Origin of the sequence: Mycobacterium sp. 852002-51057_SCH5723018 (genome assembly GCF_001667035.1) — a bacterium.
In the GTDB taxonomy this organism is placed as follows: domain Bacteria; phylum Actinomycetota; class Actinomycetes; order Mycobacteriales; family Mycobacteriaceae; genus Mycobacterium.
Genome location: NZ_LZIR01000108.1, coordinates 49617 through 69666 on the forward strand (window position 1 = coordinate 49617; position 20050 = coordinate 69666).

Genomic DNA, 20050 nt, shown 5'->3' on the forward strand with positions numbered 1-20050 from the left:
CCGTAGACGGCAAAATAGACGCCATGACGTCGATGGGAGATCTTCTCGGACCCGATCCGATCCTGCTGCCGGGCGACAGCGAAGCCGAAGCGGAGCTGCTGGCCAACGAAAACCCGAGCATCGTGGCCGCCGCGCACCCGACGGCGTCGGTCGCGTGGGCTGCGCTCGCCGAGGAAGCAATGGCTGAGGACAGGGCCGTCACGGCCTACGCGTATGCCCGCACCGGCTACCACCGCGGCCTGGACCAGCTGCGGCGCAACGGCTGGAAGGGGTTCGGCCCCGTGCCGTACGCCCACGAACCCAACCGCGGTTTCCTGCGTTGTGTCGCGGCGCTGGCGCGCGCCGCCGACGCGATCGGCGAGACCGACGAGTTCCTGCGCTGCGTGGACCTGCTCGACGACTGCGACCCCGCGGCCCGCGCGGCGTTAGGGCTCTAGAGGGGCTCTAGAACGTCCTAGAACGTCTCCGTGCAGCCGCCCTTGCGGTCGGGCGACTCGATCTGCACGGTGGCGTGGTCCAGCCCGCGCGCCGACAGCACCGCGCGGGCGTCGTGCAACACGCGGGCGGAGTCGGCGTCGCTGGTCAGGTGCGCGGTGCACATGTCCTTGCCGGGCGACAGCGTCCATACGTGCAGGTCGTGCACGTCGGTCACGCCGTCGACGGCACCCAGCGCGGTGCGCAGCTCCTCGACGTCGATGTGGGCCGGCGACGTTTCGGAAAGGATCCGCAGCGCCGCGCGGGCCAGCGAAACCGCGCGGGGCAGGACCCACAGGGCGACCAGCACGGCGACCACCACGTCGGCGTAGGGCCAGTGCGTGGTCACGGTGACGATGCCGGCGATCAGCACGCCCAGGCTGCCGACGGTGTCGGCGACGACCTCCATGTAGGCGCCCTTGACCGCCAGGCTTCCCTCGGAGTGGGAACGAAGCAGCAGCGCCACCACGAAATTGGCGGCCAGGCCGGCCAGCGCCACCGCGATCATCGGCACGCCGGGAACGGACGGGGCTTCCTTGAGCCGCTCGATGGCCTCGTAGAGGATGAACAGCGCCACCCCGATCAGCAGCGCGGCGTTGGCGACGGCCGTGAAGACCTCCGCCCGATGCCAGCCATAGGTCCGCGCCGGCGACGAGCTGCCGCGCTGGGCGAGGATGACGGCGGCCAGGCCCATGAAGACCGCGACGACGTCGGTCAGCATGTGTCCGGCATCGGCCAGCAGCGCGATCGAGTTGATCAGCAACGATGTGGTCAACTCCACGACGAAGAATGCCGCCAGGATCGCCGCGGCGATGATCATGCGGGGGATCACCCGAGACGAGCCAGCCTCGGCGGGGGTGTGATTGTGGCCGGCTCCCATAGCCCTTGCAATATATGCGTAAGCGCGCATATATTGCAAGGGCTAGAACCAGGCGCTCCAGAAGCGGGTCAGCGAGTTGCCGGCGCCGGCCAGCCGGTGCGGCACACCGGAGAAGTCGAACAACCACAGCACGAGCCCGAAGAACCACTGGTTGACCACCGGCGCCAAAAGCAGAAACAGCAGGATGAGGAAGCCGTACTGCTTGGCCGGCGCCAGCGCGCGCTGCGTCTGGGGGCTCAGGTGGGGTTCCAGGGCGTCGTACCCGTCCAGCCCCGGAATGGGCAGCAGGTTCAGCAACAACGCCGTGAGCTGGAGGAATCCCAGGAAGGCTACCCCTGCCCACAGCACCGCGTGGGCCGGGTCGTACAGCAGCCGGGTCAGCACCAGCAGCAGCACCGCGAGCGCCAGGTTGGCCGCCGGTCCCGCCAGGCTGACCAGGCTGCGGCGGGTGGGCGTCATGAACCAGGTCCGCACGTACACCGCGGCACCCGGCAGGCCGATCCCGCCCAGGGCGATGACCACCATCGGCAGCAGCAGCGACAGCGCGGGGTGGCTGTAGCGCCGTGGATCCAGCGTCAGGTAGCCGCGCACCGCGACGTCGTGGTCGCCGAAGCGCCACGCCGTCATCGCGTGCCCGAATTCGTGCAGGCACAGCGAAACCAGCCAGCCGGCGATCACGAAGATGAACACCCCGGCATAGGACAGCGGCCGCACGCTGGACCCCGCCAGCCAGGCCAGCACGCCGCCGACCGCCGTCACCCCGACCAGGCCCAAGAAGATGGGACTGGGTCGCACCGATTCGTGTTGCCGGGCGCCGAAGCTCACCGCTCGAAATTACCGGACCTTGCGCGATGCGGGGCGACCAACGCCGCAGCCGTGACCGAGCAGCCGGAGGGCCACCGTTCTGTTCACGATCGCCAGTCCCGTCTGGATTCCCGCCGCTGTCGCGGGCGCAGCGACCAGGAGACTACGGCCAGTCCCGCGAAGATCAGGGGACCCATCAGCGTCTTGGCCCCATCGCCGACCCAGACATGCGAGGCCGTGGCCCCGACGTAGATGAACATCAGACCCGCGTATGCCCACTCCTTGATCAGGGGCAAACGCGGTGCCAGAAGTACGACGCCGGCCGCGACGTAGCAGACGCCGAGAATGGTCATGAAATACAGCGGATACCCGAGATGGGTCACGACGCGCGTGAACGGCTGCAGGCGCAGGGCCCCCATCACCCCGCCCGCGAAACACTCGGCGGCCAGCGCGGCGGTTGCGGTCCAGTAGATCCAGGTGCGGCGACCGGAAGCGGAAGGTGTCATTCGGCAAAGCCTCCTCACACCCTTCGACACCCGTCGGCCTCACGATGTGACCAGCAGCCAGCCCTCCACGTGGCGGTAGAACGTCGATCGGCGCGCCGCCCGCGGCGCCGCGACCCCGTCGCGCACCACGGTGACACCGGTGCTGCCCAGCTGGGCGGCGCGGCCGGCGACCCATCGGCGCCAGATCCCGCTCCGCACCGACGCCCGCAGGCCCGGCATCGCCGGCGTCGGCTCGACCCACACTGCGGCGACCTCGCCGTCGAACAACGTGACGTCGTCGACCACCGCCTCCCCGTGGAGCAGCCGCCGGTCGTCGGCGGGCAGCCAGCAGGCCCGGCCCACGATCGCCGACCCGGTCTCGTCGCGGATCAGCGTCACCCGCCGGGCGGAGCCGCGCCGGGCGCGCCGCGCCGCGCGCCGTCCGGCCGGCAGCCGGTACACCCGGGTCGCCGGGGTGCGGCGCCGCGGCACGTACGCCACCTCGATGTCGAGCCGCTCGGCGCGCAGCAACCGGCTCAGCACGGCGGCCAGGTCGGCGTCGCCGCCGACCACCACCAGCCGCTGGTGTGGCCCGATCGCGGCGTCGACATCGTCCGCGCCGTCGGCCCGATGGGTCGGCAGGCCGCTCAGGGCCCCCGGCACCCGACGACCGCCGAACACGACCACGGCCACGGCCACGCCATTCATGCGTTCCTCGCTACCTCCTGGGATAGTCTGGGTCACCGGCTGGACCACAATAGACAGGCGCAATCAGGTGGGAGCAAAGTCATGCCGGCAGTCGTCCTCATCGGCGCCCAATGGGGTGACGAGGGCAAAGGTAAGGCCACTGACCTGCTCGGCGGGCGCGTGCAGTGGGTGGTGCGCTACCAGGGCGGCAACAACGCCGGGCATACCGTCGTCCTGCCCAGCGGCGAACATTTCGCGCTGCACCTGATCCCGTCCGGCGTGCTGACGCCCGGCGTCACCAACGTGATCGGCAACGGCGTGGTGGTCGACCCCGGGGTGCTGCTCGACGAGCTCGAAGGCCTCGAAGACCGCGGCGTGGACACCTCCAAGCTGCTGATCTCGGCCGACGCTCACCTGCTGCTGCCCTATCACGTGGCCATCGACAAGGTGACCGAGCGCTACATGGGCAACAAGAAGATCGGCACCACGGGCCGCGGCATCGGGCCGTGCTACCAGGACAAGATCGCCCGCATGGGGATCCGGGTCGCCGACGTGTTCGACCCCGAACAGCTGACCCACAAGATCGAGGCCGCGCTGGAACTCAAGAACCAGATCCTGGTCAAGGTTTACAACCGCAAGGCGCTGGATCCCTACCAGGTGGTCGAGGCGCTGCTGCAACAGGCGAAGGGATTCAAGCACCGCATCGCCGACACCCGCCGGCTGCTCAACACCGCACTGGAGGCCGGCGAAACGGTCTTGCTGGAGGGCTCGCAGGGCACCCTGCTCGACGTCGACCACGGCACGTATCCCTATGTGACGTCGTCGAATCCGACGGCGGGTGGCGCGGCCGTCGGGTCCGGGATCGGCCCGACGCGCATCACGACCGTGCTGGGCATCCTCAAGGCATACACCACCCGCGTGGGCTCGGGCCCGTTCCCCACCGAGCTGTTCGACGAGTACGGCGAGTACCTGTCCAAGACGGGCGGCGAATTCGGTGTCACCACCGGGCGGCGCCGGCGCTGCGGCTGGTTCGACGCCGTGATCGCCCGCTACGCCACCCGGGTCAACGGCATCACCGACTTCTTCCTGACCAAGCTCGACGTGCTGTCCAGCCTGGAGACGGTGCCGGTGTGCGTCGGCTATCGGATCGACGGGACGCCCACTTATGACATGCCGATGACCCAAAGCGATCTCGCCCGCGCGGAGCCGATCTACGAGGAACTGCCGGGTTGGTGGGAGGACATCTCGGACGCGCGCGAGTTCGACGACCTGCCCGCCAAGGCGCGCGACTACGTGTTGCGGCTGGAAGAGCTTGCCGGAGCACACATCTCGTGCATCGGCGTCGGTCCCGGACGCGATCAGACCATCGTGCGCCGCGACGTCCTGGCGGCCCGCCCGTGACGGATTTCGATCCGCGACAACTCGATCCCGACTACGAACATCACGGCGGCTTTCCGGAATACGCCCCGGCCACCCCGGGGCCGGGATTCGGCCGGTTCGTCGCGGCCATGCGCCGGCTGCAGGACCTGGCCGTGTCCGCCGACCCCGGCGACGACGCTCAAGACGTATGGGACGAGGCGGCCGACCGCGCCGCGGCGCTGGTGGAGCTGCTGGGTCAGTATCAGGCCGAGGAGGGCAAGGCGCCGGCCGGGCGGACGCCCGACCTGCCCGGCATGGGCAGCCTGCTGCTGCCGCCGTGGAGTCTGGCCCGGTATGCGCCCGACGGCGTCGAAATGACCGGACACTTCAGCCGCTTTCACGTCGGCGGCAATCACGCGGTGCACGGCGGCGTGCTGCCGCTGCTGTTTGACCACCTGTTCGGGATGATCAGCCACGCCGCGGGGCGGCCGATCAGCCGGACGGCGTTCCTGCACGTCGACTACCGCAAGATCACCCCGATCGATGCGCCGTTGCTGATGCGGGGCCGCGTCACCAGCGCCGAGGGCCGCAAGGCGTTCGTGTCCGCGGAATTGGTCGATGCAGACGACGCCCTGTTGGCCGAGGCCAACGGCCTGATGGTGCGGCTGCTGCCCGGCCAGCCCTGAGAAGGTGCGCCGCCCCCGCTCGCGGCGGACCTATCCTTGAGCGGTGACTGACCCCCCGACCGACGGACAGGACGAGAAGACGACGGCGCTCACCGTGCCCGAGCCGGCGCCCGAAGCCCAGCCCGAATCCCAGGCCGCGGCCCGGACTCGGGTGATGTTGCTGGGGTCCGGCGAGCTCAGCCGGGAGCTGGCGGTCGCCCTGCGCCACCTCGGCGCCCAGGTGATCGCCGCGGAAGATGACCGCGAGCGACCGCATTCGCCCGCCCACGGGGTGGCGGACGAGTCGCTGACCATCCCGTTGACCGATCCCGGCGAGGTGTCCGCCGCGATCGGGCGGCTGCGGCCGGACTTCGTCGTGACCGCCACCGGCGCGATCGCCGTGGATGCCCTCGACGCGCTGGCCGCGGGGCAGGAGCGCGATCGCCCCGAACTGGTGCCCAACGCGCGCACCGCCCGGCTCACCGCCGACCGGGAGGCCCTGCGCCGGCTGGCCGCCGACGAGCTGGGCCTGCCGACCGCGCCGTTCTGGTTCGTCGGCTCGGTCGGCGAACTGCAGGCGGTGGCCACACACGCCGGGTTTCCGTTGCTGGTGAAGCCGGTGTCCGGGCGCGGGCACTCCGTGGTCGCCGGACCCGACGACGTCGAGCCGGCCTGGCGGCGCGCGGTCGGCAGCGGACCGGGGGCACGGCAGCGCGCGATGGCCGAAACCGTGGTCGAGGTCGAGTTTGACGTCACCCTGATCGTGGTGCGCAGCGAAGGCCCGAACGGTCCGCAGATCGAGTTCTGCTCACCCATCGGCCATCGCGACGCCGACGGTGTGGTGCTGGAATCCTGGCAGCCCCAGCAGATGAGCGCGGCCGCGGTGGACGCGGCCAAGTCGATCGCCGCGCGGATCGTCAAGGCGCTCGGCGGCCGCGGCGTCTTCGCCGTCGAATTGATGATCAAAGGCGACGAGGTGTACTTCGCCGACGTCACCGCCCGCCCGCACCCGAGCGCCTGGGTGACCCTGCGGAGCCAGCGGCTTTCGGCGTTCGAGCTGCAGGCCCGCGCCATCCTCGGGTTGCCGCTGGACACGATGATGATGTCGCCGGGCGCCGCCCACCGGATAGAGCCCGGCCCCGGCGCCGGGTCTCCCACCGCCGCCGCGCTGACGGCCGCGCTGGCGGTCCCGGAAAGCGACCTCCGCGTCTTCGGGCTGGGATCGCCGTCCGCCCACAAGCTGGGCGTTGCACTGGCCACGGCGCCCGATGTGCGGACCGCCCGCGACCGCGCCCGACAGGTGGCGTCGGCCCTGAATATGCGAGACTCGGGCGGGTGAGCTACGCAGGAGACATCACGCCTCTCGAGGCGTGGAAGCTACTCAGCGATAACCCCCGCGCCGTGTTGGTCGACGTCCGAACCGACGCCGAATGGCGATTCGTCGGAGTCCCCGACCTGTCCAGCATGGGCCGCGAGGTGGTCTACATCGAGTGGAATTCGAACGACGGCAGGCGCAACGAGAACTTCGTCGACGAGCTGCGGGAGCAGGTCCCACCCGCCCAAGCCGACGAGGAGCGGCCGGTGGTCTTCTTGTGTCGCTCGGGCAACCGCTCGATCGGCGCGGCCGAGGCGGCGACCGAGGCGGGCATCGCCCCGGCCTACAACGTGCTGGACGGTTTCGAAGGTCACCTGGGCGCGACCGGGCATCGCGGCGAAACGGGCTGGCGCGCGGTGGGGTTGCCCTGGAAGCAGGGATGAAACGGGGATGAAGCCGCAATGACCGACGGCCCCTCGGTCCGCACGCCCAAGGAGCTGCCCGACGGCGTCAGCCAGGCCACCATCGGCGTGCGCGGCGGGCTGCTGCGGTCCGGCTTCGAAGAGACCGCCGAGGCGATGTTCTTGACGTCCGGCTACGTCTACGAATCGGCGGCCGTCGCGGAGCGCTCGTTCACCGGCGAGCTGGACCACTTCGTCTACTCACGGTACGGCAACCCGACGGTGACGATGTTCGAGGAGCGGCTGCGCCTGATCGAGGGGGCGCCCGCGGCGTTCGCCACCGCCAGCGGCATGGCCGCGGTGTTCACCTCACTGGGCGCGCTGCTGGCCGCCGGTGACCGGCTGGTCGCGGCGCGCAGCCTGTTCGGGTCGTGTTTCGTGGTGTGCAACGAGATCCTGCCGCGGTGGGGCGTGCAGACCGTCTTCGTCGACGGCGACGACCTGTCGCAATGGGAAAAGGCGCTGGCCGACCGCTCCGAGCCCACCGCGGCGGTGTTCTTCGAGACCCCGTCGAACCCGATGCAATCGCTGGTCGATATCGCCGCGGTGACCGAGCTGGCCCACGCCGCGGGCGCAAAAGTGGTGCTGGACAACGTTTTTGCCACACCGCTGCTGCAACAGGGTTTTCCGCTGGGCGTTGACGTGGTGGTGTACTCGGGCACCAAACACATCGACGGTCAGGGCCGGGTGCTGGGCGGCGCCATCCTCGGCGACAAGGAGTACATCGACGGCCCGGTGCAGAAGCTGATGCGGCACACCGGCCCTGCGATGAGCGCATTCAACGCCTGGGTGTTGCTGAAAGGCCTTGAAACGATGGCCGTTCGGGTCGAGCACAGCAATTCCTCGGCGCACCGGATCGCGGAATTCCTCGAGACCCATCCGGCGGTGAGTTGGGTGCGCTACCCGTACCTGGCATCGCACCCGCAGCACGACCTGGCCAAACGTCAGATGTCCGGCGGCGGGACGGTGATCACCTTCGCGCTCAGGGTCCCGACGGAGCCCGAAGGCACAGCCAAGCGGCGGGCGTTCGAAGTGCTCGACAAGCTGCAGCTGATCGACATCTCGAACAATCTCGGCGACGCCAAATCGCTGATCACTCACCCCGCAACCACGACGCACCGCGCCATGGGCCCGGAGGGTCGCGCCGCGATCGGGTTGGGAGACAACGTGGTTCGCATCTCCGTCGGGCTGGAAGGCACCGACGACCTGATCGCCGACATCGATCAGGCCCTGAGCTAGCCGGCTTGGCGCTCGGCCTCCTCGGCGCGTTCGGCGGCCGCCAACGTCCCTTCCTCGGCTCTCTCCCGCACCATGTTCATGGCGAGCCTGGCGTAAATCATCTGGCTGGTGATGGCCATCTGCCCACGGGTGCGACCCAGGAAGGAGATCCCCCACGCAAAGAGGGCGGCGATGCGGTTGCGGTGGCCGACCAGGTAGTACAGGTGCAGCACCAGCCAGGCCAACCAGGCGAGGAAGCCGCCGAACTCGAACTTGCCCACCTGCGCCACGGCGCTGAACCGCGACACCGTGGCCATGCTGCCCTTGTCGAAGTACTTGAACGGCTTGCGGTTTGCCGGGTCGGCCTGCCCCTTGAGTTCGTGCTTGATCGCCTTGGTGGCGTAGTGCGCTCCCTGGATCGCACCCTGCGCCATGCCGGGCACGCCGGGCACCGACATCAGGTCGCCGATGATGAAGACGTTGGGGTGCCCCTTGACGGTGAGATCGGGCTCGACGATCACCCGTCCGGCGCGGTCGGTTTCGGTTCCGTCGGACTGATCGGCAATCATCTTGCCCAGCGAGCTGGCCTGGACACCGGCCGCCCACACCTTGCACGCGGTTTCGATGCGACGCTCCCCGCCGTCCTTCTCCTTGATTGTGATGCCCTTGTAGTCGACGGCGCTCACCATTGCATTGAGCTGGATCTCGACGCCCATCTTTTCCAGCCGCCGCTGCGCCTTGAGCCCCAGCTTCGGACCCATCGGCGGCAGCACCGCGGGCGCCGCGTCGAGCAGGATCACCCGGCATTCGCTGGGCTTGATGGTGCGAAACGCGCCGGCCAGGGTGCGCTCGGCCAGTTCGACGATCTGCCCGGCCACCTCCACGCCGGTCGGCCCCGCGCCCACCACCACGAACGTGAGGCGGCGTTCCCGTTCGGCGGGGTCGGTGGCCACCTCGGCGACCTCGAACGCGCCGAGGATGCGGCCGCGCAGCTCCAGCGCATCGTCGATGGTCTTCATCCCCGGCGCAAAGGTGGCGAATTCGTCGTTGCCGAAGTAGGACTGCTGCGAGCCGGCGGCCACGATGAGGCTGTCGTACGGCGTCACCGTCTCGATGTCCACCAACTTCGACGTGACGGTTCGCGCCGTGAGGTCGACCCCGGTGACCTCACCGAGCAACACCCGCACATTGCGCTGCCCACGCAGGATCAGCCTCGTGGTGGGGGCGATGTCGCCCTCCGAAAGGATCCCGGTGGCCACCTGATACAGCAGCGGCTGGAAGAGGTGGGTGGTCGTTCTCGAGATCAGGGTGACGTCGAGCTCGCATCCTTTGGGAGCCCGCTTTAGCGCCTTGGCCGCCGTCAATCCGCCGAATCCGCTCCCGATGATGACGACGCGATGGCGCGACATACTTACCCCTTTTGGTTTCGTTTCCCGCAGCGCATGTCCACCGTACGGCTGCACGAGCCACAACGCGCGAAGAGTTCCCCGTCGTCGATCAGACGTAACTATTTTTTGGGATCGGTAGGCAAGCCGATCGCTGTTTACTGGGGCCACCACCACGCCAAGCCTGTGGCTTCGGACGTAAAGCGAAAGGAATTTGTGATATGAAGAGCGCCCGCAACGGCCGGTTCATTCGGCGTTTCGCCGCCGGCGCGGTGCTGTCCGGCACCGCCGCGCTGGCCGCCTTGGGATTCGGCGCCGGGACCGCCCACGCCTTCAGCTATCCGATCGGCGTGTGCAACGGGATGGCGTGCAGCGCCGTGTGGTGTCCGGGGATGCCCCTGCCGATGCCCGGCAGCGGGCCGAATTGGGACATGAACTCCTGCCATCACTTCATGATCGGCCAGATCGGACCGCATTCCGCGCCCTGGGTGACCAATGGCGGCGTGAATCGGCAAGTGGGCCCGATGATTATCGAGGGCGACCCTGGTCCGTGCCCGGGTTGTGTCAGCTGACCGGGTGGCGGCGCCATCACCAAACCCGCTGTGGCGCAGTCGATTTGCCGGTGTCCGCCCCGGCTCAGAATGGCCAGGTGGCGGCGTTGGTCTTGTACTTGCCGTTCAGGGTGGTGCAGAAGTCGTCGGCAGTGCCGGCGAGCAGGATGTAATACGCTTCGCCGCCCTCGCGGCTGGAGAAGGAGTTCGGCGTGGTCCAGCCGCTGTTGCACATGGCGGTGTCCGAACCCGCCGTGGGTCTGCGCCAGTTGGTTCTGCCGCAGCTGGCCAGGGCGTCGACGTTCGGTGTTGCGCTCTTGGCGGCGACCAGCATCGCGCCACCCCATTGCCCGTCGTTGCGCCGGTAAGCGCGCGCCCCGAACCCTGCGTTATTGGTCTGGCAGGCCAACGCCCGCTTGAGGAGCCCGAAGGGTGCCGCAAGCTGCGGGTTACTCACCGCCGCGGCGGCCGTGATGAATTGTGCCGCATCCGAACCGTCGATCTCTTGCACGTCCGGTTTGCCGAAGCCCGTCAGCTGCTGCGCGATCCCGGCGTTGTTGCCGCCGCCGATGATCGGCCCGCCGCCGCCCGCAGTCATCGGCGGCAGCGTGACGGGGTCTGCACCCGCCGCCGGCATCGCGGCCAACGACAGCACACACCCGGCGAGCAGCACGCCGATTCGATACGCGATAACCCTCATGACTATCTCCCGATCTTGTGAAACAGAGTATGTCGGTCGTCAGCGGAACGCGTCGCTGCCGGTGAACGCCTGGCCGAGGATGAGCTGGTGCATCTCTGGCGTGCCCTCGTAGGTCAGCACCGACTCCAGGTTGACCATGTGCCGGATCACCGGGTACTCCAGCGATATCCCGTTGCCGCCCAATATCGTTCGCGCCGTGCGGCAGATTTTGAGCGCCTCGCGGGTGTTGTTGAGCTTGCCGAAGCTGACCTGCTCGGGGCGCAGCCCGACACCGTCCTTGAGGCGACCGAGGTGCAGCGACAGCAGCTGCCCCTTGTGCAGCTCGACCGCCATGTCGACGAGCTTGGCCTGCGTCAGCTGGAATCCGGCGATCGGGCGGCCGAATTGGACGCGCTGCATGGCATAGTCGAGCGCGGCCTGCCAGGCCGAGCGCGCCGCTCCCATCGACCCCCAGATGATCCCGTAGCGGGCCTCCGACAGGCAGGACAGCGGGCCCCGCAGACCCTTCGCCTCGGGCAACATGGCCTCGGCGGGCAGCCGGACGTCGTCGAGCACCAGCTCGCTGGTGATCGACGCCCGCAGCGACAGTTTGTGGTGAATGGTGTTGGCGGTGAAGCCCGGGGTCTTAGTGGGCACGATGAAGCCGCGAATGCCTTGGATGTCGCCGTCGTCGGTGGCCGCCCACACGATCGCCACGTCGGCGACCGACCCATTGGTGATCCACAGCTTGCGGCCGTTCAGCACCCAGTCCGAACCATCGCGGCGAGCGCGGGTCTTCATCGCGGCCGGGTCGGAGCCGACGTCGGGTTCGGTCAGCCCGAAACAGCCGAGCAGTTCGCCCGCGGCCATGCCGGGCAGCCACTGCTGCTTTTGCTCCTCGGATCCGAAGTTCCAGATCGCAAACATCGCCAGCGACCCCTGCACCGAGACCATCGACCGGACACCGGAGTCGGCGGCCTCCAGCTCGGTACAGGCCAAGCCGTAATGCACGGCGGACGCCCCGCCACATCCGTAGCCGTGCAGGTGCATGCCGAGCAGGCCCAGCTGACCGAACTGCTTACCCAGTTCGCGCACCGGCAGGTCGCCGATCTCGAACCACTCCGCGACGTGGGGGAGGACATGCTCGGCGCAGAACTTTCTGACGGTGTCGCGCACCGCGAGCTCGTCGTCGGACAGGGACGCATCCAGGCCCAACGGGTCTTCGCGGTCGAAGGCGGGGGGTGCTTCAGTGCTCATAGGGCTCAGCCTGCCATCAACCAGCCGTCATCAGGGCCGGTAGTCTCGCTTCATGCAACGGCTGGCGTGGCTGGGCTCGCTATTTGCAGATGTCCTGGCTGTTTTGGTGTTCTGCGCCCTCGGGCGACGCAGCCACGCCGAGGGGCTCAGCGTCACCGGCGTCGCGACGACAGCATGGCCGTTTCTCACCGGAACCATCGTCGGATGGCTGGTGTCCCGGGGCTGGCGGCAGCCCACCCGGGTGGCCCCCACCGGGGCGATCGTGTGGCTGTGCACCGTGGCCGTCGGCATGGTGTTGCGCAAAACCAGCTCGGCCGGCGTGGCGGCGAGTTTCGTGGTGGTGGCGGCGTCGGTCACCGCGGTGCTGCTGCTCGGCTGGCGGGCGGTCGTGGGGCTGGCCGCGCGGCGCCGCTCCGGCGTCTGACCGGCGATGGCACGGGAGATCTGGAATCCGGCCACCGGTGACGGCTTGGCGACGACTTTCGACGCGGTCGTGCGGGTCGTGGCCACCAACAAAGGGCTCATCGCCGACCCGTTCGCCGAACCGCTCGTCCGCGCCGCGGGGGTGGAGTACTTCGCCCGCGTGATCGACGACCAGCGATACGCTGCCGACGACGGCGACCACCCGACTACCACCGGGCTCATCCACATGCAGGCGGCGTTTGGCCGGTTCCTGGACGAGTTCCTCGCCGCCTCCGGTAGGTCCGGCCTTCGCCAGGTGGTGATCCTGGGGTCCGGCCTCGACACCCGGCCGTACCGGCTCTGGTGGCCGCGCGGGACGACGGTGTACGAGATAGATCGGCCGGAAGTCCTCGATTTCAAGGCCGAAGTGCTGGCCGGCCTGCAGGCCACGCCGGCCGTGAGCCGTCGTGAGATCGGCGCCGACCTGCGGCAGGACTGGCTGACGGCGCTGCACCGGGCCGGTTTTGACGCGGCCCAACCCACGGTGTGGGTCGCCGAGCAGCTGCTCGTCGGATTACTGCCCCCCGACGCGCAGAATCGGTTATTGCGTGAGGTCACGGAGTCCAGCGCCGCCGGCAGCCGTTTTGCCGCCGATCACATGGCCATCTGGACCCCGGCACGGCAGCAGGCGCGGGAGGCGTTCGTCGACAGCTGGCGACAAACAGGCCTCGAAGTCGACCTGGCCAGCCTGACTTACCCGGGCGAATACGGCCATGTCCCTGAGTATCTGGGAGCCCACGGCTGGGAAACGGTCGAGCGCAACGTCGTCGAGTTGTTCGCCGAGGTCGGGCTGTCCGAACTGTGGCGCGGCGGCCCGGACGACCTGGCGGTCACCCCCGGATACGTCACCGCCGTGCGGGTTGAGCCCCCCGGAATGCTCCCGGGTGACGAGCGTTAGACGTTAGGTGATGACCGAAACGCAGCTCGAGTTCGTGTCGGCCACCCACGACGACCCGCTGGCCCAGCCGCTGCTGGCCGAGCTGGCCGTCGAGTACGCGCAGCGGTACGGCGGCACGCCGGACATCCACCTCGCCTGGTTGCCGGTCCCGGCGGACGAGTTGGCGGCGCCGGCCGGTGGCCTGCTGATCGGCGTGCTGGACGGGGTGCCGGTCACCGGGGGTGCGTTTCGGCGCTTCGACGACCACACCGCCGAACTCAAGCGGATCTGGACCGACAGCGCGCATCGGCGTCGCGGCTACGCGCGGGCGCTGCTGACGGCGCTGGAGACCGAGATCGCCGCCCGCGGGTACCGGCGTCTCTACCTGATCACCGGCAATCGCCAGCCCGAAGCCGAGGCGCTCTACGACGCGACCGGCTACGCCCGCATCGCGCCCGCCGAGCCGCTGCCCGACTGGGGGCCGTTTCGCCCGATCGCCTTCGAGAAGTGGCTGGCATGACCGATCAATTTCACCTTGGCGTCGCGCTGGACGGATACGGCTGGGACCCGCAGGCCTGGCGCGCCAGGCTCGCGGCGGACCCGGCCACCCCGTCGGTGCTCGGTGGTCGCTACTGGGCCGAGCTGGCGGCGACCGCCGAGCGTGGGCTGCTCGACTTCCTCACCATCGACGACAGCCTGATGCCGCAAATCGGACGAGGCGAGCGCATTCATCCCGATCGTCTGGCGGGCCGCGCCGACGCCGTGCTGGTCGCGGCCCGCATCGCCCCGGTAACGCGGCACATCGGACTGATCCCGGTGGCCACGGTCACCCACACCGAGCCCTTTCACGTATCGAAATCCATTGCCACGCTTGACTTTGTGTCGCACGGGCGGGCGGGCTGGCAGCCGCGGGTCAGCGCGACCACCCACGAGGCGGCCCTGTTCGGGCGCCGGGACGTGTCCCACATCCCGCTGTTCGAGGAGGCCGTGGAGTACGTCGAGGTGGTGCGCCGGTTGTGGGACAGCTGGGAGGACGACGCGATCATCCGCGACGTGGCCACCGGACGCTACGTCGACGTCGACAAGCTGCACTACATCGACTTCACCGGAAAGTACCTCTCCGTCAAGGGGCCGTCGATCACGCCGCGCCCGCCGCAGGGCCAGCCGGTGGTGGCCGCGCTGGCGCACGTCGGGCCCGCATACGAGTTCGCCGCGGCCGGCGCCGACGTCGTTTTCATCACGCCCACCGACGGCGCCTCGGTGCAAAGCATCATGGGCGAGGTGCGCGCGGCGGGTGGCTCCGGCCTGAAAGTCCTTGCCGACGTGGCGGTTTCCTTTCGCGGCGACGGTGACTTCCGCTCCGACGCGCTCGTCTTTGCCGGCACCGCAACGGAATTGGTGGATATGTTGCTCGATTGGCGGGAGCTCGGCGTCGAGGGTGCGCGGCTGCGGCCCGCCGTCAACGCCACCGATCTGCCGGTGATCGTCGACGAGGTGGTGCCGCTGCTGCAACGGGCGGGACTGTTCCGAACCGGCTACCGAGAAGGTGAAACGCTGCGGGCCCGGCTCGGGCTGCCGGTGGCATCCAACAGGTATGCGGCGGTGAACCGATGACGGGAGTGCCGCTGTCGATCCTGGACCTGGCACCGGTCAGTGTCGGCAGCGACGCCGCGACGGCCCTGCGCAACACCGTCGAGCTCGCCCAGCATGCCGAGCGGTGGGGCTATCGCCGGTTCTGGATCGCCGAACATCACTTCGTCGCCGTCGCGAGCGCGGCACCCGCGGTGCTGATCGGCCAGATCGCCGCCGCCACCAAGACGATTCGCGTGGGGTCGGCGGCCGTGCAGCTGAGCCACACCACGGCCGCCGCGGTGGTCGAGAGCTTCGGCATGCTCGACGCGTTCCATCCCGGGCGCATCGATCTGGGCCTGGGCCGCTCGGCGCAGCGGCGGATCACCAAACCCAAAACGCCCGGGGCGCCGAAACCACCCAAGCCCGAACCGGTGCGGGAATGGCGCGAGGTCGACGGCGTGGTGATCCCGCCACCGTTCGACCTGCGCGGCTTGCTGCTCAGCGGGCGGGTACGAGCGACGATGTCGATCCTGCAGCAGCCCGAGGCGGTCGCGCCCGATTTCGCCGAGCAGCTCGGCGACATCATGGCCATGATCGCCGGCAGCTACGAGGTCGACGGGTTCGACCTGCACGCGGTGCCCGGCGAAGGCGCCGCCCTGACGCCGTGGATCTTCGGCAGCAGCAAGGGCCAAAGCGCCAGGCTGGCAGGGGCGTTGGGGCTGCCGTTCGTCGCGAGCTACCACCTCACCCCGGCCACCGCGCTCGATGCCGTCGACGCATACCGAGAAGCGTTCGTCCCGTCGGCGACACTGCCTCGGCCCTATGTCGTGGTGTCGGCCGACGTCGTGGTCGCCGACGACACCGCCACCGCCGAGCATCTGGCATCCAGCTACGGCCACTGGGTGTACTCGATCCGGGCCGGCGGCGGCGCGATTCCCTACCCCGATCCCGACGAGTGCGTTTCGTTGACCGACCAACAGCTGGCGGTCGTGATCGACCGGGTGGCAACGCAATTCGTCGGCAACCCCGACGAGGTCGCCGAGCGGCTCGAGGCGCTACAGCGCGCGACTGGCGCCGACGAGCTGGTCATCACCTCCGTCACCCACCGGCACTCCGACCGGCTGCGCTCGCACGAGCTGATCGCCAAACGATGGGGGCTCACCGAATGAGCGTGCGAGAGGGCAAGCACCGGAAGCCCATTCACCTGGCCGCCCATTTCCCCGGCGTCAACAACACCACGGTGTGGACCGATCCCGGCGCGGGCAGCCAGATCGAGTTCGAGTCGTTCGAGCACCTGGCCCGGACCGCGGAACGCGGACTGTTCGACTTCTTCTTCCTGGCGGAGGGGCTGCGGCTGCGGGAACACCGCGGCCGCATCTACGACCTCGACGTGGTGGGCCGTCCCGATACCTTCACCGTGCTGGCCGCACTGGCCGGTGTCACCGACCGGATCGGCCTGACCGGGACCATCAACACCACATTCAACGAACCGTTCGAGGTGGCAAGGCAATTCGCGAGCCTTGACCATCTGTCCGGCGGCCGCGCCGGCTGGAACATCGTGACCTCGTCGGACGCCTTCACCGGCGCCAACTTCCGCCGCGGCGGGTACCTCGACCATGCCGACCGGTACTCACGAGCCGAGGAGTTCCTCGCCGTGGCCCGCCAATTCTGGGACGGCTGGCAGGCCGGCGCCGTGCGGGCCGACGTCGACTCGGGGATCTACGTCGATCCCGACCGGATTCGCAGCGTCTCGCATTCGGGCCCCCAGTTCGACGTGCGCGGGTTCGCGACGCTGCCCGCGGGCCCGCAGGGCCATCCGGTGCTGCTGCAGGCCGGAGATTCCGCCGACGGCCGCGCGTTCGGCGCGCGCAACGCCGACGCCCTGTTCACCCTGCACTCGTCGCTGGAAGACGGCCAACGCTACTACGCCGACGTCAAGGGTCGCGCCGAGTCCTACGGCCGGGATCCCAACCAGCTCAAGGTCTTTCCGGCGGCGACTTTCGTCATCGGCGACACCGATGCCGAAGCGGCGGAGGAGGCGCGGCACATCCGCTACCAACAGGTCAGCGGCCCGACCGCGATCGCGATGCTCGAGCAGGTGTGGGGCCGCGAGCTGTCCGAGTATGACCCGGACGGGCCGCTACCCGATTTCGATCCCGTCGTCGACAGCAAGATCACCCAGGGCCGGGTCCGGCATGGCGACCCGGTGGCCGTGGCCCGCGGCTACCGCGAGCGCGCGTTGGCCGAGAACCTGTCGATCCGCGAGCTGGTCATCGCCGTCACCAGCCGCGAGCAATTCGTCGGAACGCCGGCGCGAATCGCCGACGAGATCGACCGTTACATCCAGGCCGACGCCTGCGACGGGTTCATCCTGGTGCCGCACTTGACGCCGCACGGGCTGGACAAGTTCGTCGACCGGGTGGTGCCGCTGCTGCAGGAGCGCGGGGCGTTCCGCACCGAGTACACCGGAGAAACGCTGCGGGATCACCTGGGGCTGGCGCGCTAGTTCGGCTCCACCAGTGCCGCGAGCTTGCCCAACGCCATCTCGGTGCCGATCTCGTTGTCCGCGACGGAAACTCCCGGCGGGATGCCGTCATGGATCACCACGACGGAGGTGCCGCCGTCGGCATCCACCAGCGTCGTCGTCATCCGCATCAGCCCGCCCATTGCCGGATCGGAAGTTTCGAATTCCAGCTCTTCGACCACCCGCTCGTCGGGCACCAGCTCAACGAACCGGCCATGGTAGGTGTCGGTGGCGGCGACGGTCTTGCCGTGCCGATCGGGCGCTTCGTACGTGAGCGAGATGCGGAACCGGCCCCCGACGCGGGCGTCGAATTCGTGCACGGTCGCGGTCATGCCTTCCGGAACCCGCCACGCCGCGACCGCAGCGGCGTCGACGAGGGCCCGATACACCGACTCCCGCGCCGCCTGGATGCGCCGGACGACGCGGGTCTGGGTCATCGCGTGCGCTTCAAGGCCGCTTCCGTCGCCTCGCGGATCGGCCCGCGCCACACGTCGCCGTGCCCGGGCAGCAGGACCTCGGAGTCGAGCAGCGCCAGCGCGGACAGGGTGCGGATGCAATCCTGTTGGCTGTAGCTGAAAATCGCCGGCAGGAGCTGCGGTCCGCGGTGGCGCAATAGGGGATGGCCGGTGATCAGCGCGTCGCCGCTGACCAGCACGCCGTCGATCAGGTACGAGCAGTGTCCGTGGGTGTGGCCGGGACTGAAAACGGGCCGCGGTTGGCCCGGCAGGCCGGCGGCCACCTCGGCGGTCAGCGGTTGGGCGGTGGGGATGCCATCGCGGATCAGGCCGCCGCTGCGGATTACGTGGGTGGTCCACACCGCCCACCGCGGCCGCCAAATGCGCAGGGTCACATCGAGAATCGAGACCTGCTCCAGGTACTCCCGCTTGGCGTGACCCACCTCGTCGGCGTGGCAGTACACCGGGGTGCCGTGCTCGCGGGCGAACCAGATCGCCGAGCCCAGGTGGTCGATGTGCGCGTGCGTCAGCACGATGGCGCGCACGTCGCCGGCGTCGTAGCCCAGCTTGCGCAGCGACGCCAGCACGTCCTCCCGGTCCCCTGGATAGCCGGCGTCGATCAGCATGACGCCCGTGTCGTCGGTGACCAGTGTCCAGTTGACGGCGTGGCCCTGCGCGAGGTGGACCGCGTCGGTGACTTGAACTAGCTGCGCCGCCGCTCCCACGCCTGTCAGCATAGGAGCGATCGCAAGCGCGGCGAAGCCGGGCGTAGCGGGTCGCGACCGTCGGCATGGGAGCGATCGCAAGCGCGGCGAAGCCGGGCGTAGCGGGTCGCGACCGTCAGCATGGGAGCGATCGCAAGCGCGGCGAAGCCGGGCGTAGCGGGTCGCGACCGCCGGCATAGGAGTAGAAATAACTGGTGGCTGAACTGAAACTCGGATACAAAGCGTCCGCTGAACAATTCGCACCGCGCGAGCTCGTCGAACTGGCTGTCGCCGCCGAAGGTCACGGCATGGACAGCGCAACCGTCAGTGACCATTTCCAGCCGTGGCGGCACGAGGGCGGGCACGCCCCGTTCTCGCTGGCCTGGATGACGGCCGTCGGCGAACGCACCAAACGGATCCGGCTGGGCACCTCGGTGCTCACCCCGACGTTCCGGTACAACCCGGCCGTGATCGCTCAGGCCTTCGCCACCATGGCGTGCCTGTACCCGGACCGCATCTTCCTCGGCGTCGGCACGGGGGAGGCGCTGAACGAGATCGCGACCGGGTACGAGGGCGACTGGCCGGAGTTCAAGGAGCGCTTCGCCCGGCTGCGCGAATCGGTGCGGCTGATGCGCGAGCTGTGGCGCGGCGACCGCGTCGACTTCGACGGCGAGTACTACCGGCTCAAGGGCGCCTCCATCTATGACGTGCCCGAGGGCGGCGTCCCCATCTACATCGCCGCCGGCGGCCCGGCGGTGGCCAAGTACGCCGGACGGGCCGGCGACGGGTTCATCTGCACCTCCGGCAAGGGCGAGGAGCTCTACAAGGACAAGCTGATGCCGGCGGTGCGGGAGGGCGCGGCGGCCGCCGACCGCAACGTCGACGACATCGACAAGATGATCGAGATCAAGATCTCCTACGACCCGGAACCCGAACTGGCGCTGGAGAACACCCGGTTCTGGGCGCCGCTGTCGCTGACCGCCGAGCAGAAGCACAGCATCGATGACCCGATCGAAATGGAGAAGGCCGCCGACGCGCTGCCGATCGAGCAGGTCGCCAAGCGCTGGATCGTGGCGTCGGATCCCGACGAGGCAGTCGCGAAGGTCAAGCAGTACGTCGATTGGGGCCTCAACCACCTGGTGTTCCACGCGCCGGGCCACGACCAGCGCCGGTTCCTGGACCTTTTCGAAAAGGACCTGGCGCCCAGGCTGCGGCGACTTGGCTGAAACTGCGCCT

General features: G+C 69.1%; 23 protein-coding genes. 14 read left to right on the plus strand and 9 right to left on the minus strand.

The window, feature by feature from the left end; genetic code table 11:
- Positions 1-23 precede the first annotated feature (23 nt).
- A complete protein-coding gene (locus A5764_RS21710; RefSeq protein WP_067117115.1) occupies positions 24-437 on the plus strand; it encodes a DUF3151 domain-containing protein in 414 nt (137 codons plus the stop codon).
- 17 nt (positions 438-454) lie between these two features.
- Here the strand turns inward: A5764_RS21710 and A5764_RS21715 are convergent, their stop codons facing one another.
- The 4 genes from A5764_RS21715 to A5764_RS21730 all read right to left on the minus strand — a co-directional run bounded on the left by A5764_RS21715 (position 455) and on the right by A5764_RS21730 (position 3351).
- Positions 455-1354 carry a cation diffusion facilitator family transporter gene (locus tag A5764_RS21715; RefSeq protein ID WP_067116995.1) on the minus strand — a complete coding sequence of 300 codons (900 nt, stop codon included), beginning with the start codon at positions 1352-1354 and terminating at the stop codon, positions 455-457.
- 42 nt (positions 1355-1396) lie between these two features.
- Entirely contained in the window at positions 1397-2179 is a 783-nt protein-coding gene (locus A5764_RS21720) for a site-2 protease family protein (RefSeq protein WP_067116998.1), read from the minus strand.
- An 83-nt stretch (positions 2180-2262) separates the two neighbouring features.
- Entirely contained in the window at positions 2263-2664 is a 402-nt protein-coding gene (locus tag A5764_RS21725; protein ID WP_067117001.1) for a DoxX family protein, read from the minus strand.
- Between the two features lie 39 nt (positions 2665-2703).
- Positions 2704-3351 (minus strand): peptidase M50, encoded by a 648-nt coding sequence (locus tag A5764_RS21730; protein WP_067117004.1) that lies wholly within the window; start codon positions 3349-3351, stop codon positions 2704-2706.
- Between the two features lie 81 nt (positions 3352-3432).
- Here A5764_RS21730 and A5764_RS21735 point away from each other — a divergent pair, with 81 nt between their 5' ends.
- From A5764_RS21735 to A5764_RS21755, 5 genes are read left to right on the plus strand one after another with little or no spacing between them, the layout of a single operon-like run.
- A complete protein-coding gene (locus tag A5764_RS21735) occupies positions 3433-4731 on the plus strand; it encodes an adenylosuccinate synthase (RefSeq protein ID WP_067117007.1) in 1299 nt (432 codons plus the stop codon).
- On the plus strand, positions 4728-5375 hold the full coding sequence (locus A5764_RS21740) for a PaaI family thioesterase (protein ID WP_067117010.1): 648 nt from the start codon (positions 4728-4730) through the stop codon (positions 5373-5375). Before A5764_RS21735 ends, A5764_RS21740 begins: the two co-directional genes overlap by 4 nt.
- Positions 5376-5418: 43 nt before the next feature.
- Entirely contained in the window at positions 5419-6693 is a 1275-nt protein-coding gene (gene purT, locus A5764_RS21745; protein ID WP_067117012.1) for a formate-dependent phosphoribosylglycinamide formyltransferase, read from the plus strand.
- Complete coding sequence (locus A5764_RS21750) at positions 6690-7112, plus strand: rhodanese-like domain-containing protein (RefSeq protein ID WP_067117014.1); 423 nt, start codon at positions 6690-6692, stop codon at positions 7110-7112. Before purT ends, A5764_RS21750 begins: the two co-directional genes overlap by 4 nt.
- Positions 7113-7130: 18 nt before the next feature.
- Complete coding sequence (locus tag A5764_RS21755; RefSeq protein WP_067117016.1) at positions 7131-8369, plus strand: O-succinylhomoserine sulfhydrylase; 1239 nt, start codon at positions 7131-7133, stop codon at positions 8367-8369.
- Here the strand turns inward: A5764_RS21755 and A5764_RS21760 are convergent.
- Positions 8366-9757: an NAD(P)/FAD-dependent oxidoreductase gene (locus tag A5764_RS21760; RefSeq protein ID WP_067117018.1), complete on the minus strand. Its 1392-nt coding sequence runs from the start codon at positions 9755-9757 to the stop codon at positions 8366-8368. The genes A5764_RS21755 and A5764_RS21760 overlap by 4 nt on opposite strands.
- Before the next feature lie 197 nt (positions 9758-9954).
- On the opposite strand from A5764_RS21760, the gene A5764_RS21765 reads away from it, so the two are divergent.
- Positions 9955-10305, plus strand: coding sequence for a hypothetical protein (locus A5764_RS21765; RefSeq protein ID WP_067117020.1), 351 nt, complete (start codon positions 9955-9957; stop codon positions 10303-10305).
- Between the two features lie 64 nt (positions 10306-10369).
- Here A5764_RS21765 and A5764_RS21770 read toward each other — a convergent pair whose 3' ends face one another.
- Both A5764_RS21770 and A5764_RS21775 read right to left on the minus strand, forming a co-directional pair.
- Positions 10370-10984, minus strand: coding sequence for a hypothetical protein (locus A5764_RS21770; protein WP_067117022.1), 615 nt, complete (start codon positions 10982-10984; stop codon positions 10370-10372).
- 39 nt (positions 10985-11023) lie between these two features.
- A complete protein-coding gene (locus tag A5764_RS21775) occupies positions 11024-12220 on the minus strand; it encodes an acyl-CoA dehydrogenase (RefSeq protein WP_067117025.1) in 1197 nt (398 codons plus the stop codon).
- A gap of 52 nt (positions 12221-12272) precedes the next feature.
- Here A5764_RS21775 and A5764_RS21780 point away from each other — a divergent pair, with 52 nt between their 5' ends.
- From A5764_RS21780 to A5764_RS21805, 6 genes are read left to right on the plus strand one after another with little or no spacing between them, the layout of a single operon-like run.
- Positions 12273-12644, plus strand: a complete 372-nt coding sequence (locus A5764_RS21780; RefSeq protein WP_067117028.1) for a DUF3054 domain-containing protein — start codon at positions 12273-12275, stop codon at positions 12642-12644.
- Positions 12645-12650: 6 nt separating this feature from the next.
- Positions 12651-13580 carry an SAM-dependent methyltransferase gene (locus A5764_RS21785; protein ID WP_067117031.1) on the plus strand — a complete coding sequence of 310 codons (930 nt, stop codon included), beginning with the start codon at positions 12651-12653 and terminating at the stop codon, positions 13578-13580.
- A gap of 10 nt (positions 13581-13590) precedes the next feature.
- Complete coding sequence (locus A5764_RS21790; protein WP_067117033.1) at positions 13591-14079, plus strand: GNAT family N-acetyltransferase; 489 nt, start codon at positions 13591-13593, stop codon at positions 14077-14079.
- Complete coding sequence (locus tag A5764_RS21795) at positions 14076-15173, plus strand: LLM class flavin-dependent oxidoreductase (protein ID WP_067117036.1); 1098 nt, start codon at positions 14076-14078, stop codon at positions 15171-15173. The genes A5764_RS21790 and A5764_RS21795 overlap by 4 nt, the downstream gene beginning before the upstream one ends.
- On the plus strand, positions 15170-16300 hold the full coding sequence (locus A5764_RS21800; RefSeq protein ID WP_067117039.1) for an LLM class flavin-dependent oxidoreductase: 1131 nt from the start codon (positions 15170-15172) through the stop codon (positions 16298-16300). Before A5764_RS21795 ends, A5764_RS21800 begins: the two co-directional genes overlap by 4 nt.
- On the plus strand, positions 16297-17637 hold the full coding sequence (locus A5764_RS21805; RefSeq protein WP_067117042.1) for an NtaA/DmoA family FMN-dependent monooxygenase: 1341 nt from the start codon (positions 16297-16299) through the stop codon (positions 17635-17637). Before A5764_RS21800 ends, A5764_RS21805 begins: the two co-directional genes overlap by 4 nt.
- Here A5764_RS21805 and A5764_RS21810 read toward each other — a convergent pair.
- The gene (locus A5764_RS21810; protein ID WP_067117118.1) at positions 17634-18092 is read right to left on the minus strand and encodes an SRPBCC domain-containing protein; all 459 of its coding nucleotides are present in this window, start codon (positions 18090-18092) and stop codon (positions 17634-17636) included. The genes A5764_RS21805 and A5764_RS21810 overlap by 4 nt on opposite strands.
- A complete protein-coding gene (locus A5764_RS21815; RefSeq protein ID WP_067117045.1) occupies positions 18089-18847 on the minus strand; it encodes an MBL fold metallo-hydrolase in 759 nt (252 codons plus the stop codon). Before A5764_RS21815 ends, A5764_RS21810 begins: the two co-directional genes overlap by 4 nt.
- Before the next feature lie 182 nt (positions 18848-19029).
- Here A5764_RS21815 and fgd point away from each other — a divergent pair, with 182 nt between their 5' ends.
- A complete protein-coding gene (fgd, locus tag A5764_RS21820) occupies positions 19030-20040 on the plus strand; it encodes a glucose-6-phosphate dehydrogenase (coenzyme-F420) (RefSeq protein ID WP_067117048.1) in 1011 nt (336 codons plus the stop codon).
- The last annotated feature ends 10 nt before the right edge of the window (positions 20041-20050 follow it).